Origin of the sequence: Arthrobacter cupressi, from assembly GCF_900099975.1 — a bacterium.
In the GTDB taxonomy this organism is placed as follows: domain Bacteria; phylum Actinomycetota; class Actinomycetes; order Actinomycetales; family Micrococcaceae; genus Arthrobacter; species Arthrobacter cupressi.
Genome location: NZ_FNEI01000012.1, coordinates 1 through 15,468, shown reverse-complemented (window position 1 = coordinate 15,468; position 15,468 = coordinate 1). Strand labels below are relative to the sequence as shown.

Annotated in this window: 9 protein-coding genes and 2 tRNA genes; 5 read left to right on the top strand and 6 right to left on the bottom strand. The window is 63.2% G+C overall.

Features of this window, described 5'->3' with window-relative positions:
• Nucleotides 1-3 precede the first annotated feature (3 nt).
• Complete coding sequence (leuC, locus tag BLP88_RS13730) at nt 4-1,449, bottom strand: 3-isopropylmalate dehydratase large subunit (RefSeq protein WP_074590052.1); 1,446 nt, start codon at nt 1,447-1,449, stop codon at nt 4-6.
• 112 nt (nt 1,450-1,561) lie between these two features.
• Here leuC and BLP88_RS13725 point away from each other — a divergent pair, with 112 nt between their 5' ends.
• Nucleotides 1,562-2,281: an IclR family transcriptional regulator gene (locus BLP88_RS13725; RefSeq protein WP_074590050.1), complete on the top strand. Its 720-nt coding sequence runs from the start codon at nt 1,562-1,564 to the stop codon at nt 2,279-2,281.
• 10 nt (nt 2,282-2,291) lie between these two features.
• Here the strand turns inward: BLP88_RS13725 and BLP88_RS13720 are convergent, their stop codons facing one another.
• The gene (locus tag BLP88_RS13720; RefSeq protein ID WP_074590048.1) at nt 2,292-3,563 is read right to left on the bottom strand and encodes a GAF domain-containing sensor histidine kinase; all 1,272 of its coding nucleotides are present in this window, start codon (nt 3,561-3,563) and stop codon (nt 2,292-2,294) included.
• A gap of 93 nt (nt 3,564-3,656) precedes the next feature.
• On the opposite strand from BLP88_RS13720, the gene BLP88_RS13715 reads away from it, so the two are divergent.
• Nucleotides 3,657-4,208, top strand: coding sequence for a DUF1697 domain-containing protein (locus tag BLP88_RS13715; protein ID WP_074590046.1), 552 nt, complete (start codon nt 3,657-3,659; stop codon nt 4,206-4,208).
• A gap of 1,120 nt (nt 4,209-5,328) precedes the next feature.
• Here the strand turns inward: BLP88_RS13715 and BLP88_RS13710 are convergent.
• Both BLP88_RS13710 and BLP88_RS13705 read right to left on the bottom strand, forming a co-directional pair.
• Nucleotides 5,329-5,401 (bottom strand) — tRNA-Glu (locus tag BLP88_RS13710).
• Nucleotides 5,402-5,530: 129 nt separating this feature from the next.
• A tRNA-Gln gene (locus tag BLP88_RS13705) sits at nt 5,531-5,602 on the bottom strand.
• 341 nt (nt 5,603-5,943) lie between these two features.
• Between BLP88_RS13705 and BLP88_RS13700 the strand changes: the two genes are divergently transcribed.
• Nucleotides 5,944-7,386, top strand: a complete 1,443-nt coding sequence (locus BLP88_RS13700; RefSeq protein WP_074590044.1) for a hypothetical protein — start codon at nt 5,944-5,946, stop codon at nt 7,384-7,386.
• Here BLP88_RS13700 and BLP88_RS13695 read toward each other — a convergent pair.
• A complete protein-coding gene (locus tag BLP88_RS13695; RefSeq protein WP_245679871.1) occupies nt 7,383-8,135 on the bottom strand; it encodes an HAD family hydrolase in 753 nt (250 codons plus the stop codon). The genes BLP88_RS13700 and BLP88_RS13695 overlap by 4 nt on opposite strands.
• A gap of 7 nt (nt 8,136-8,142) precedes the next feature.
• Entirely contained in the window at nt 8,143-9,657 is a 1,515-nt protein-coding gene (gltX, locus tag BLP88_RS13690) for a glutamate--tRNA ligase (protein ID WP_074590042.1), read from the bottom strand.
• A gap of 638 nt (nt 9,658-10,295) precedes the next feature.
• Between gltX and BLP88_RS13685 the strand changes: the two genes are divergently transcribed.
• Together BLP88_RS13685 and BLP88_RS13680 are read left to right on the top strand one after the other, a co-directional pair.
• A complete protein-coding gene (locus BLP88_RS13685) occupies nt 10,296-12,575 on the top strand; it encodes a heparinase II/III domain-containing protein (protein WP_175453563.1) in 2,280 nt (759 codons plus the stop codon).
• A 248-nt stretch (nt 12,576-12,823) separates the two neighbouring features.
• Nucleotides 12,824-15,094, top strand: a complete 2,271-nt coding sequence (locus tag BLP88_RS13680) for a heparinase II/III domain-containing protein (RefSeq protein ID WP_175453562.1) — start codon at nt 12,824-12,826, stop codon at nt 15,092-15,094.
• Nucleotides 15,095-15,468: the final 374 nt, after the last annotated feature.

Below are 15,468 nucleotides of genomic sequence, written 5' to 3'. Positions count from 1 at the left end.
CTCCTAGGCGGCGTCGCCGGTGGCGACGGAGACGGATTCCAGGTCAGAAGGCGAGCTGAGCGTGCCGCGCACTGCGGTCGCTGCGGCCACCACCGGCGAGACGAGGTGGGTGCGGCCGCCCTTGCCCTGGCGGCCTTCGAAGTTGCGGTTCGAGGTGGAGGCGCAGCGCTCCCCCGGTGCCAGCTGGTCCGGGTTCATGCCGAGGCACATCGAGCAGCCGGCGAAGCGCCATTCCGCGCCGAATTCCTTGAACACCTTGTCCAGGCCCTCGGCTTCGGCCTCCAGGCGGACACGGGCGGAACCCGGAACCACCAGCATGCGCACATTCGGGTCTTTCGCCCGGCCGCGGATCACGTCGGCTGCGGCCCGCAGGTCCTCGATGCGGGAGTTGGTGCACGAACCCAGGAAGACGGTATCCACGCGGATGTCCTTCATGGGGGTGCCGGCTTCCAGGCCCATATACTGCAGGGCGCGCTCGGCGGCCAGTTTGGCGTTCTCGTCGCCGAAGTCCTCGGGCGACGGCACGGCGTCGTTGAGCGAGACGCCCTGGCCCGGGTTGGTTCCCCAGGTCACGAACGGCTCCAAGGTGTCGGCGTCGAGGTCCACCTCGACGTCGAACGTTGCGTCGGCGTCGGTGTGCAGGGTGTTCCAGTATTCGACGGCGGCATCCCAGTCTGCTCCTTCGGGAGCGTGCGGCCGGCCCTTCATGTATTCGTAGGTGGTCCCGTCCGGAGCGACCATGCCGGCGCGGGCACCGGCCTCGATGGACATGTTGCAGATGGTCATGCGGGCTTCCATGGACAGCGCCCGGATGGCGGATCCACGGTATTCCAGGACGTAGCCCTGGCCGCCGCCGGTGCCGATCTTGGCAATCACGGCCAGGATGATGTCCTTGGCGCTGACGCCCGGGCGGAGCGTGCCCTCAACGTTGATGGCCATGGTCTTGAACGGCTTCAGGGAAAGCGTCTGGGTGGCCATGACGTGCTCCACTTCGGAGGTGCCGATGCCCATGGCCAGCGCACCGAAGGCGCCGTGGGTGGAAGTGTGCGAGTCGCCGCAGACCACGGTCATGCCGGGCTGCGTCAGACCGAGCTGGGGGCCGACAACGTGCACGATGCCCTGTTCCTTGTCGCCCAGCGAGTGCAGGCGGACCCCGAACTCCTTGCAGTTGGCGCGCAGGGTCTCGATCTGGGTGCGGCTGGTGAGGTCCGCGATCGGCTTGTCGATTTCCAGCGTGGGGGTGTTGTGGTCCTCGGTGGCGATGGTGAGGTCCGGGCGGCGCAGCTGGCGCCCGGCCAGGCGCAGGCCTTCGAATGCCTGCGGGGACGTCACTTCATGCACGAGGTGCAGGTCGATGAACAGAAGGTCCGGCTGGGCGTTGGCTCCTTCGCCGTCGCCCTTGCGCACCACATGCGCGTCCCAAACTTTCTCGGCCAGTGTTTTCCCCACGGCCTGCTCCCTTCACTGCGGTTGGATTGTCTACATCCACTGAACATGAGCGCCGCAAAGTGCGCCAGCGAAACAACTTGCATCTCAGATATTGAGACGGCAATATCAGTACATGGACAATTCTAGTGGAGTCGGTGTCATTGATAAAGCGGCCCAGGTGCTGGACGCTCTTGAGGCCGGACCTACCTCGCTGGCGCAACTGGTGGCCGCCACAGGCCTCGCCCGGCCCACCGTGCACCGCCTGGCATTGGCCCTTGTCCATCACCGCCTGGTCAGCCGCGACATCCAGGGCCGCTTCGTCCTTGGCAGCCGCCTCGTGGAGCTGGCGTCGGCCGCGGGCGAGGACCGGCTGATTGCGTCCGCCGGCCCCGTGCTTATCCAGTTGCGCGACGCCACCGGCGAAAGCGCCCAGATCTTCCGCCGCCAGGGCGACTGGCGTGTGTGCGTCGCGTCCGCGGAACGCCCCATTGGCCTGCGGGACACGATTCCCGTCGGCACCCAGCTATCCATGAAGGCCGGCTCCGCGGCGCAGGTGCTGCTCGCCTGGGAGGATCACGACCGCCTGCTGGACGGCCTGCAGAATGCGCGTTTCACCCCCACGGTGCTGGCCGGAGTACGACGCCGGGGCTGGGCCCAGAGCCTCGGTGAACGCGAGCCGGGGGTCGCCTCAGTTTCGGCGCCGGTGCGCGGACCGTCCGGACGGGTCATCGCCGCCGTTTCCATTTCGGGGCCGATCGAGCGCCTCACCCGCCAGCCGGGCCGGCTGCACGCGGAAGTGGTTTGCAACGCAGCGCGCGTCCTCACCGAGGCGCTGCGCAAAGGCAGCGACTGAGGCTGTTCGGCTAGTTCCCGGCGGGGAAAGTAACCGTCACCGTGGTTCCGCCCCCGGGAGTTTCCGAGAGCGTGAGTTCGCCGCCGTGCGCCTCGGCGATCTTGTGGCAGGTGGACAGGCCCAGGCCCATGCCTGGCCCGTCGCCCTGCCGGAGCAGGCGGACCAGCGGCTCCAGGACTTTGCTCCGGTCTTCGGGGGCGATCCCCTTGCCGTTATCGGCAACGGAGACCGCAACGCCCTGGTAGTTTGAGACACCCGTAATCCGGATCCGGAGGTCCCTGTCCGGGCTGCGGTAGTTCATCGCATTAGTCACCAGGTTCTGGATCAGCATGCGGAACTGTCCCCTGTCCGCCTGGAGCGTCAGTTCCTGTGCTTCGACGATGCCTGCGTCCTCGATGCCGAGGTCCCGTGCGACGTTCCGGGCGGTTTCCTGCAGGGAGACCCGGATGGGCTGGATGCCGCCGCCCACCCGCGAGTAGCTGAGCACGTCCTCGAGCATTCCGAGCATGCGGCGTCCGCTGAAGCCGATGTGCTCGAGGTACTTGGCAACCGCGCTGCCCGCCTTGATGTCGGGGTCGTCTTCCACCAGTTCCGCGTAGCCGAGGATCGTGGTGAGTGGAATGCGGAGATCGTGGCTGACACGTCCCGCGAAGGCAGCCAGCTTCGCGTTGCTGTCCTTCAGCTTCGCATTGCTATCCTCCAACTTGGCATTGGTGTCCTTCAGTTCCGCATACGCGCGATCCAGTTGGGACGAACGGTGTTGCAGCTCAAGCAGCTCCACCACCTGCTTTGCCAGTACCTCAAGGAAGCGGACTTGCTCCGCCCCCAGCTCCTTGGGCTCGTCCGAAAAGACGCATAGTGTTCCCGGGACGAAGCCTGACGCCGTTTCCAGCGGGATGGAGGCATAGAAGCGGACGTTGCCGATGTCGCCGGTGACAAACGGGTTGTCGGCGAAGCGCGGGTCCTGCGACGCGTCCGCCACCACGGTCTTCTCCCCGGAGAGGAACACCTTCGCGCACATGGAATCCTCGCGCGGGCAGATGCCCGCTTCAACACCCCACGCCCCCACCTGGTGCTGGTGATCGGCGCTGATGATGTTCACCACGCCGTGCGGAGCGCCGCAAAGCTCGGTGGCGAGGCGGACCACGTTCTGCAGCGCGCTGTAGACAGCCGCATTCGGCAGGAGGGGCGTGTCCAGGCTGGGGTCGAGGCCGTACTCCAGCAGCTCCAGGTCCCGGCTAACGTCGTCGGTGAAGGCCAACTGCCCACGGGCGTGCGTCATTGAGTATCTCCCCAGCTACATACCGATGTCCTGCCGATGATACCGGCACACAGCCGCGAAAACCCGCCCTAAGGGCGTTATAAGGTGGGGCGCATGAACAGCTATGCGGTCTTCCTCCGGGGAATCAACGTAGGCGGAATCAACATCAAGATGACCGAGCTGAAGGACGCCCTGGGCGACCTACCTTTCGAAAACGTCAAAACCCTGCTGGCCAGCGGAAACGTCGTCCTTGCGAGCGAGCTGACATCGGCTGCCGTCAAGGAACGTTTCGAAAAGTGCCTTCGGGATTCTTTCGGCTACGACGCATGGGTGGTGGTCCTGGACGGCGCGCGGGTGGCGGACCTGGTGAAGGCGTGCCCCTATCCCCCTGATGACAAATCCACCCACAGCTACATCACGCTCTCCTCGGACACGGGGGTACTTGACGAACTGTTCGACGCCGGATCAGCCCTGGGCAGCGCGTCCAACGGCGGGGTGGACCTTGAGCGGCTGGGTCCCGAAGCGCTGGCGTGGCTCGCGCCCGCCGGCGGGACCCTGGACAGCCCCTTCAGCAAGATCACCGCCAAGGCGCGCTACAAGGCGGCGACCACCACGCGGAACCTGCGCACGATGATCAAGGTGCGGGACGCCGTCGCGGCACTATGAGCGAGGAACAGCAAGGTGAGGACTCCGTTACCCAGGTCCTCGCCGTGCCCAATAATTTGAGTGTAGATTGCGAACTCGCCGTGGCGGTGGATGGAAATGTACGCTGCAAGGCGTCCTTCAACAACGATTTCGCCTTGCTTGTGGCCCGCTTTGGGTTCGAAGACCCCGTATGTCTTACTCCAGTGGTGCGGGCACTTCACCGGTGAGACCTTATAGGCTCGCGTCGGCGCTCCACCCATCTCTTCCAGAGATCTCCTGAGATTGTCACGGATCGGTCCGCCGGACCGTTCGGCCATCGAATTATTTATGTCATGCACATCGGGGAGGTGCAATTTGAAAGGGAACTCCCTAGTGAAGTATCCAAGGGAAAGCGCTTTCAGTTTCTGACGCATCTTTTCCCTCCGGAGAATTTCCGGATATTCCTCACCTCCCAGTCGTGAAACGATTCGAATTCCTCAAGATCGATCAACATTGGCGTGAACCGCGCGGGTTCACCTGTGCCAGTCTCCCCATCGAAATAGAAGTACTGGGAGAGCACCTTCTTAACCGTTTCAGGAACCTTGTCACATGCCGGAACACAGTGACTGCCTCCAGACTGGAGTAATGCGCGCCTTCGGACCAGCGCGTTCTGTGGACCGTAGGTGGAATCGCCGCGAAGGAGCCGCGAGGTGTTGCAACAGAGTAGTTCGCTGGTAAGCGCGAGGACGCCTCGCGGCGCAAAGCGCAAAAATATTCCCCACTCATCCTGATCGCCAACGGCGAAAACTCGCCTGGACCATGTCCGCGACAACCTTCACACCTGCATGACCAGAAGGACCGTTTATTACGTCCCTCACGTGAGCAACGAAAACCGCCCCGCGCGGCTGCCGAGTCTCATTGAAACCCGCCACCACACCCCAAAAGAACCAGATGACAGCGCACCCACGGACGCGCACAGCTCGGGACAGACCCTATACCCCAGCCCTAAGCGAAGTCCTCCGGAACCGCGCACCATCAGAGCTGACCACGTAACACATGCGAAATTAGGGCGTTTTGACATATGATCCGAAAATGGTTCTCATGCCGAACTCTGTTAAAACGAGAAAATCCCCCGGAATCCTTCAATTCCGGGGGATTTTTGTGACCCCAGCGGGATTCGAACCCGCGTTACCGCCGTGAGAGGGCGGCGTACTAGGCCGCTATACGATGGGGCCAAGCACTTTTTCGATTGCGGCTTCCCACGATCAAGCTGAATTATTATTTCATACATTCAGCTTTGTTCCAAATCGGCGAACCGTTCGAAACTTCCGAATCAACCTCGTTTTACCTTGGTTTATCCAGAGCTGGGATACCAGGACTCGAACCTAGAATGACGGTACCAGAAACCGTAGTGTTGCCAATTACACCATATCCCATTGGCGCTTTCGGACCGGACCTGAAGGCTTCAACCTTCCGCTCCGTGCCCCTCAGCACGAGTAATTACTTTACCCGAGACTCCCGGCGCGCACAAATCGAGGCAGCCAGCCACGCCCGGAACCGGACCACCTCCGGAGGGCGCTCCACAAACTGGCCCTTGATTCGCGAGCGGCCTTAAGTTTACGCTCGGTAAGTTACCGCTCGGTAACCAATCCGTGGCCCCGCGGGCCCCGCAGCGGATCCAATGGCGGCCACGCCATTTCATGGGGGTCCCTGACTGCAGTGTGGCAGCAGGGAGTCATCGAGAGGAAAGCCTTTGACTCGTCGCCTCACCCAAACCATGCCACGGAGCCGTGGCCAGATCGTCGCCCTCAGCATTCTCATCCTCCTGCTCATCGGCCTGTTCGCGTTTTACGCCATGGTCACGGAAAGAATCACCGCAGGGGCGGCAAAGCTGAATGAGGGGGCCGCCCAGGCCGCAGCGGGGGCCGGCAAGCTGAGGGACGGAACCGAACAACTCGCCGAGGGCGCCGGAGACGCCGACGACGGCGCGGGAAAGCTCGCGGCCGGAGCGGCGAAAATCCAGTCCGGCGTCGAAAACAAGCTCGCGCCCGGTGCAGAGAAACTCAACGAAGGCGCGGGCAGGCTCGCCAGCGGGGCGGTCAAAATCCAGAACGACGTGAATGCAAAGCTTGCCCCCGGCGTGTACAAAGCGGACGACGGCGCGCAGCGGCTCTCCGCCGCAATCAGCCAGCTGTCCGCAGCCCTCACACCAAGTGAAAGCGGTACCGCGGAAAACAACCTCGGGGACGGTGCCACCCGGCTCAGCGACGGCGCCGCGCGGCTCCGGGCCGGTGCCGCGCAGGTGGACAGCGGCGCAGGGCAACTCGAGGACGGGGCGGCCCAACTCTCCAACGGGACCACGTTGCTCAAGGGTTACCCGGGAGCCAACAATGATCCGGCCCAGGGCAGCGGCACAGCCGCCCTTGCACAGGGCCTGCAAAAGCTCGCCGACGCCGCAAACGGGGTTCAGGGCGCCGTTCCCCTGGGCCTGTTGAAGGACCAGATCAACGCGCTGGCCGACGGCGCCCGGCGCCTGGACAGCGGCGCGGCGCAGTTGCAGGCGGGGGCTTCCCGGCTGCAATCTGGAGCCACCCAGCTGCATGCCGGAACGTCACGGCTTGCTGCCGGCAGCGGGGAACTGGACGCCGGCTCCAAAAAGCTGACGGCAGGTTTCCGGACCCTGGCCGGAAAGCTCAACAGCCATGACCCGGCGGCCCCCGGGCTGGTGCTCGGAGCGCAGCGGTTGGCCGAGGGTACGGCAAAGATCAGGACCGGCATGGACGGCGTTCCCGGCGATCCCGCCCGCCCCGGTCTCCTGAAGGCAACGGCGGGGATGAGCGACGGAACCGCGAGGTTGGCGGACGGCACCAAGTCCTTGCTCGCCGGCATCACCGGGGAGCCAAACGATCCCGCGAATCCCGGTCTGATGGACGGTTCCAGTGCCCTGGCGGCAGGCGCGGCGAGGCTCTCCGACGGCAACACGCGGCTCGCAGCAGGTTCCCTGCGCCTCTCCGAGGGAGCTGCCAAGCTCGCGGACGGCAACAGCGGAATCGCGGCGGGTACCGCCGAACTGCACAAGGGCGCGGCGGCCGTGTCGCCGTCGGCCGCGGCGGACAGCGCGCATACGGCCGCGGCGCTCGGCGTTGTCGGCACCCTCGGTGCCGGGTCTGTCGGAACCTTCGTGTTCCTGCGCAGGCGCCGCAGCGCCGTCCGGGACTAGACCCGTTCCTGCTCCAGCAGCCGGGCGAGCGAATCGATTTCACGGCCGCTGAAGCCTTCAGCGGTTTCCCCGACCCGGTTGAGCCAGACGCCGCGCAGGCCTGCCGCGGTGGCGCCGTCGGCGTCGAGCAGTCGGTTGTCCCCCACGTACAAAGTCTCTTCCGGCCGGGTGCCCAGCAGCCGGACCCCCTCAAGATAAATGGCGGGGTCCGGCTTCGGCACGCCGACTGAGTCCGTTCCCACCAATACCGAGATCCGGGACAGGCCGGCGCTGTCCAGCTTCACCCGCTGGTAGTCGTGCACGTTGTTGCTGACGGCGCCGTAGGGAATCCCTGCGGCGTCGAGGGCATCGAGGACCGGCACCACGTCGTCGAAGGCGCGGACGTAGCTCGGCTGCAACCGGGCGTACTCGCTGAGCCAGGCGTGGGATTCCTCACCCTCGCCGAGTTCGACGCCGAAATGCCCCAGCGCCGCCCGGCCGCGGAGCAGGCGCTGCTCATTGAAGGTGAGCTCGCCGGCGAGGTAACGGTCGTAGAAGTGCGTGGTCTCGTGGGTGAAAATCCGCCCGAACTTCTCCCACCCGGCCGCGTCGAGCCCGGGCAGGAGGTGTTCGCTGACGTCGCGCAGCGCGGTGGTCATGGAGTACTCAAGGTCAACGAGCGTGTCGTCGATGTCGAAGAGAACGCCCCTGACGGCAACTCCGGAACCAAACAGGGCTGTGCTCAAAGTGCCCTCCATCGTGCTGCCCATGGTGTTCCTAGCCGCGGAAGGCACGCAGGCGGGCGAGGGAGGAGTCCTTGCCCAGGATGACCATGGATTCGAACAACGGCGGGGAGACCCGGCGTCCGGAAATGCCCGTGCGCACCGGTCCGAAGGCCAGGCGGGGCTTGATGCCGAGGTCTTCCACCAGCGCCTGCTTGAGGGCGGTCTGGATGTTCTCGGCGCTCCAGTCCTCGATCGGCTCCAGCGCGGACAGTGCGGCGTCCAGGACCTCGCCGAGGTTCTCCGGCAGCCCCTTGCGGGCGTCGTCGGCGACGTCGACGGCGTCGTCTGACTTAAAGAGGAAGGCGAGCATCTCCGGGGCCTCGCCCAGGAGGGTGATGCGTTCCTGGACCAGCGGCGCGGCTTCGGTGAGGATCTCTTCCTGGCGGGCGGTGAGGATCTCCCCCACCAGGCCGGCATCGCGCAGGTACGGCACCAGCCGCTCACGGAAGTCCTCGGCGGAGAGCATGCGCACGTGGGTGCCGTTGATGGCCTCGGCCTTCTTCAGGTCGAAGCGGGCCGGGTTGCCCAGGACGTCGTGGATGTCGAAGTTCTCCACGAGCTGCTCCACGGTGAAGATGTCCTCGTCAGCGGAGAGCGACCAGCCCAGCAGGGACAGGTAGTTGAGCAGGCCTTCGCGGATGAAGCCGCGTTCGCGGTGCAGGAACAGGCTGGACTCGGGATCGCGCTTGGAGAGCTTCTTGTTGCCCTGGCCCATGACGTAGGGCAGGTGGCCGAACTCCGGCATGTACTCGGCGACACCGATGGCGTACAGGGCGCGGTAGAGCGCGATCTGGCGCGGCGTGGAGCTCAGCAGGTCTTCGCCGCGGAGCACGTGGGTGATGCCCATGAGGGCGTCGTCCACCGGGTTGACGAGGGTGTACAGCGGGGCGCCGTTGGCACGGACCACCGCGAAGTCCGGGACGGATCCGGCCTTGAAGGTGATGTCGCCGCGCACCAGGTCGGTGAAGGTGAGGTCTTCGTCCGGCATGCGCAGGCGCAGCACGGGTTCGCGTCCTTCGGCCTTGTACTGGGCGAGCTGTTCTTCGGTGATGTGGCGGTCGAAGCCGTCGTAGCCGAGCTTGGGGTCGCGGCCGGCAGCGCGGTGGCGGGCCTCGATTTCCTCCGGGGTGGAGTAGGACTCGTAGATGTGGCCGCCGGCCTTCAGCTTGGCGATGACGTCCTGGTAAATGCCGCTGCGCTGGGACTGGCGGTAGGGTTCGTGCGGGCCGCCGACCTCGACGCCTTCGTCCCAGTTGATGCCGAGCCACTTCAGGGCGTCCAGCAGCTGGTGGTAGCTTTCCTCGCTGTCGCGGGCGGCGTCCGTGTCTTCGATGCGGAAGACCAGGGTGCCCTTCGTGTGCCGCGCATAAGCCCAGTTGAACAGGGCAGTGCGGATCAGGCCGACGTGCGGGGTTCCGGTGGGCGACGGGCAGAAGCGGACGCGGACCGGGGTTTCGGCGGTGACGGCAGGAATGGCGGCAGGGTTGGACGCGGGAGCAGTAGTCATAGTGGTTCCAACTTTACCGCCTGCGCGGGCGGCGCCCGGCGGTGGGCCGGGCGCCGGAAGCATCGCAACGACGCTCTTCGGGTCTGCCTCAAAGTCGCCAATCCTCGCGCATAAGAAGAGAGTCAACCCGGACTTTTTCGACTACCCATATATGGCCGCCTACGCAACAATTTCCGATGAAACCGAAAGCCTCTTGTCAATTTACACTCTGGCAATGATATGACCCGTCGCTCCCATTCTCTCAAGCGGCGGCTCGATGTGATCCTTTCAAATACTTTGACTAGGAATTCGCGTCTAAGGTCAAGTTCCCAAATCCGTTGGAGTTGCCTTTGCCGTAGCTCGAACGGCGAGCCATCCCTCATACAGAGGATCAGTAAGCCCGGCGCCTGAGCAACCCTGCGTCTGAGCTCGGGTACTCGGTACTGAGCACGCCGCTGGCGCCCAGGGTACTCGCCGAGGGTACCGGCGTACTCATATTTTCGCGACTGACTACTTGCCGCTTTCGCTAGATGTACCCGACTTTTACAAAAATCGAAAAACGAGTATTTCTGCTCATTGTTGGAAACCACCCCCGATGCCAAAGTTTCGGTACCAAGTCGAACTCCTCGGCGTCAGCGTTGTCGAATCTGGGGGCAGCAATGAAGCGGCTCATTAATTGCTTAATACTGACAATTTTCGCTTTCACGTCTGTCTTTCTCACCGGCATGACGTCCTATGCGAGTTTGTCTGTTAATGGAAGTTTTCAGGTTGCGGGGTCACTCCCTACCATCAGCGAGCAGCGGGCAGCGCTGCGGGCTGCGTACTACGTTTCCCTCCAGGAGATTAGCGACGCACAAGCCATCGGTCGGACTCTTCCGCGTGGTCAGTCAAGAGCCTTCGCGTCAGCGATTTCGGGGACGTCGGTGACGATGCGTGCTGCTGCCGCTGCCATCTCGGCTGCCACAACACAGGCCGAAGTCGACGCGGCAGCAAAACTTGTCGCCATAGAATCTGTTCGTTCATCCACTGCCAAACAAGCGGCCATTAAACTGGTCCGGCTTCAGGAAATACGCCTCGAGCATGCCTCGGTCGTGAGCAAGGCCCTGCAGGACAAATTAGACGGTCAGATCTCAAGCCCGGCATACACCTACTTGGAAGAGAGGGCCGCAGCATTGAGCACCCTCCTCTCCGCCGGGGTGAGCACCCAGCTGCAAACAGTCGGCAAAGCGGTGGCCTCCCCGTCCCTGACGGTCGAAGCACCATTCGCAGCGCTCAAGTCCGGAACAGGATCCATCACTCCTGCCGCGGGTTGGGTCGGCTTCCCGGGTGGCTGCGCCCTGCCGGCAGCGCAGGATACGTTCCGTCCACAGCCGCTTTCCCCGGGACCCTCGATCATCACCACAAGCAAAATGGTCCAGGACACCAAAGCACGCATGTTGGCCGACCCCCTGCAAGCCAAAGAACATGCGTACCTGCTCAGGTCCGCCATCGCGGAAGGAATCATTGTCCGTGATCCGGCAACGCCATGGATATGGTTCCCCACCAGGGTCATGCGTCTTGGCTACGGCTGGCTCGCGGGGCAAGACATCCTCGCACGCGACAAACTCGCAACAGACACCCGCGACATCCTCCTGGCAGGCCCAGGAACAATGGGGTCTCTTCGTTCGGCGACGGTGTTGACCGCGGCGGCGACCGCCGCGGACTGGATCGGAGGCGTGCCCGCCGTCAACGATTCCGTGCTCGTCAAGTGGATCGGGGCTATGAGCTGCATGTTGGCAGATCACGACAACTGGGTAGACGGACCCACGAATCTCTCAGCCATACACGACTCGGCGATGTTCCTTGCCGCAGTAGCTTTCCTGAAGGACCGCCCCACACAATCAGCCGCACTGGCAAAGGCAACCCTCACGGCAGTCCAGCCGGCCCTCAGATCGATCACAACAGACGGCGGCTCATTTGAAGGACCGGGATACTGGAACTATCAAAGCACTGCCGTGTCATCCCTGTACTCGACCATGGCAAACGTCTACGGAACCGCCCCCGTTTCCCTCCCGTCCCTCGCAAACGTCTCCAAATACGCAATCGATGCAGCCACACCAACCGGGCAAGCCATAGATTTCGCCGATAGTTTCCAGCAACGAATGTCCCCGCTCATGCCTGCATGGGACTCCTACACCCGTCGGGACTCCGCTGTTGCCGGATGGGTCATCAACGAGTACCAGAAAGCAAGGGACGTCCGCCTTCTCTGGTGGTGGACCAGCCCCACGACCCCACGACAGCCAGTATCCGCCCGTTTCTCCACCACAGGCCTTGCGGTCCTACAAGCTCCAGGAAAAACCGCCGCACTCAAGGGCGGAACCAACGGATCCCTGCACAGCCACCTGGATCTCGGAACGTTCAGCTACCACAGCAAAGGCGTCGATTGGATAATCGACCCCGGCGCCGGCTCATACAGCCTTCCCGGCTATTTCTCCTCCACCCAACGCTGGACGTACTGGAAGACCAGCACCGCAAGCCACTCCACCATCAGCGACTCAGGGAAGAACCAACCCCTCACCGCAACAGCAGCACTGGCCGTACCATCCCCCACCGGCGCCGTCGTTGACCTCCGGGCCGCCCTGCCCGGCACCACCAAAGCCCTCCGCAGCGCGGCACTAACAACCGCCGGCGTCAACCTCACCGACTCAATCCAGACACCCCAGCCAAGAGACCTCCGGTGGCAAATCGTCACCGACGCCACGGTGACAATAACCGGGACACAAGCAACACTGAACAAATCCGGCCAAACCCTGACCATCACATTCACCGGAGCACCACCCACCGCCCAACTAACAGCCGCACCAGCACCCGAAACAAGCTCCACGGGCGCCAAACTCACCCTCCTCACACTCACCCTGCCCCAAATCACCACAACAACACTCACCGCCACCTTCAAATAGAGGCCTCCTTCTGCATAGAAGACCCCCCTCTAGGGGCTCAGGTCGTCCCCGTAGGGGCCTTAGAACGAAATTCGCGCACGAAAAAGACACTCACAGGTCCTTACGTTCGTTGTCGCGGGGGCGTACCCTAACTCGTTGAAGGAATGGTCTCAACTTCGTCGGCTCAGCCCAGAGCCGAAGCTTGGCAGAGTGCATTATCGAGGTAGGTGACATCGTCGCAATCGGCGATGCCACAAGGGGGAATTACATTGAATATCCTCGCAAAACCGCTCTTGGCGGCCACTCTGATCTTGGCTTTTTGTGGTTCCGGATTATCGGTCAGCCACGGAGCTCCTTTGATCTCTCCTCTACTGGAGTCCACAGAGACCATCTCGGAACAAAGGGCAGCGTTGCGGGCTGCGTACTACGTGTCCGCCAATGAACTCGATTATGCGCGAGCGGCTGGTCGGACTCTTCCGCGTGGTCAGGCGGATACCTTCGCGTCAGCGATTTCGGGGACGTCGGTGACGATGCGTGCTGCTGCCGCTGCCATCTCGGCTGCCACAACACAGGCCGAAGTCGACGCGGCAGCAAAACTTGTCGCCACAGAATCTGTTCGTTCATCCACTGCCAAACAAGCGGCCACTAAACTGGTCCGGCTCCAGGAAATACGGCTTGAACATGCCTCTATCGTGACCAAAGCCCTGCAGGACAAACTGGACGGCCAGATCTCAAGCCAGGCGTACGCCTACCTGGAGGAGAGGGCCACAGCTTTGAGCACCCTCCTCTCCGCCGGGGTGAACACCCAACTGCAAACAGTCGGCAAAGCAGTGACCTCCCCGCCTCTGACGGTTGAGGCGCCGCTCGCGGCTCTTAAATCCGGAACAGGCTCAATCACTCCTGCCGCGGGTTGGGTCGGCTTCCCGGGCGGCTGTGCCCTGCCGGCAGCACAAGACACATTCCGTCCCCAGCCGCTTTCCCAGGGACCCTCGATCATCACCACAAGCAAGTTGGTCCAAGACACCAAAGTCCGGATGCTGGCCGACCCCCTGCTAGCAAAAGAACATGCGTACCTGCTCAGGTCAGCCATCGCAGAAGGAGCCATTGTCCGCGATCCGGCAACGCCCTGGATATGGTTCCCCACCAGGGTCATGCGCCTTGGCTACGGCTGGCTCGCGGGGCAAGACATCCTTGCACGCGAAAAACTCGCAGCAGACACCCGCGATATCCTCCTGGCAGGCCCAGGTCTTACTCTCGATGTTCGTTCGGCGACGGTGCTGACCGCAGCGGCGACCTCCGCGGACTGGATCGGAGGCTTGCCTGTCGTCAACGATTCGGTTCTCGTCAAGTGGATCGGACCTCTGAGCTGCATGTTGTCTGATCACGACAACTGGGTAGACGGACCCACGAACCTCTCAGCCATTCACGATTCCGCAGCGCTTCTTGCAGCAGTAGCCTTCCTGAAAGACCGCCCCACTCAATCGGCCGCCCTGTCAAAGGCAGCCCTCATAGCAGTCCAGCCCGCCCTCAAAATGATCACAACAGACGGCGGATCATTTGAGGGACCGGGGTATTGGAACTATCAGAGCACCGCCCTATCATCCCTGTACTCGACCGCGGCAAACGTCTACGGGACCACCCCCGTTCCCTTGCCATCCCTCGCGAACGTATCAAAGTACGCAATCGACGCTGCCACACCGAGCGGGCAAGCCGTGGATTTCGCCGATAGTTCCCCGCAACGGATGTCCCCGCTCATGCCGGCATGGGACTCCTACGCCCGCAAGGACTCCACAGTTGCCGGGTGGGTCATCGGGGAATACCAGAAAGCAAGGGACGTCCGGCTTCTCTGGTGGTGGACCAGCCCCTCGGCCCCACGCCAGCCCGTATCTTCACGCTTCTCCACCACAGGCCTTGCGGTCCTACAAGCTCCAGGAAAAACTGCCGCACTCAAGGGCGGAGTCAACGGATCCCTGCACAGCCACCTGGATCTCGGAACGTTCAGCTACCACAGCAAAGGCGTCGATTGGATTGTTGACCCGGGCGCAGGTTCATACAGTCTTCCCGGATATTTCTCGTCCACCCAACGCTGGACGTACTGGAAGACCAGCACAGCAAGCCACTCAACCATCAGCGACTCAGGCAAAAACCAACCCCTCACCGCAACAGCCGCCCTGGCCGTGCCATCACCCACCGGCGCCGTGGTGGACCTCCGAGCCGCCCTTCCCGGCACCACCAAAGCCCTCCGCAGCGCAACCCTAACAACCGCCGGCGTCAATCTCACCGACTCAATCCAAGCACCCCAGCCACGAGACCTCCGCTGGCAAATCGTCACCGACGCCGCCGTGACAATAACCGGGTCACAAGCAACACTGACCAAATCAGCCCAAACCCTCACAATAACCTTCAACGGAGCACCCGCAACCGCCCAACTCACCGCCACCCCAGCACCCGAAACAAGCTCCACAGGCGCCAACCTCACCCTCCTCACACTCTCCCTACCCAAAGTCACCACGACAACACTCACCGCAACCTTCAAATAGGAACCTCTGCCAGGGTTTCCCCCTGACCACATTTCCCTCTGCCAAATTTGAGAGGGCCAATTAGCTGGCTATAGGTCGTGTCAAGGCTGTGTCCAGGGCGCGGCGGTTCACGCCTCGGGGAGGGGGCCGGGGGCGCGCGTAATCGGGTGTGGCGGCTGACGGTTTGTTGGCTGGACCGGCGATGGTTCGGGGTGCGCCCACGCTGACTTATCCGACCTCGGGCATTTCACCGGGTCATCTGGCGTCGTTCGGGCTGCACCCGGGGCGAAGGGCCGGGCGCCAAGCTAGAAGCGGCGTAACGCGTGAGCGTCCGCCATAGCCTGCGCGGCGTCTGATCCGGCCCTTCGTCGGTTCCAGCGTCTCACCGGCGTCCG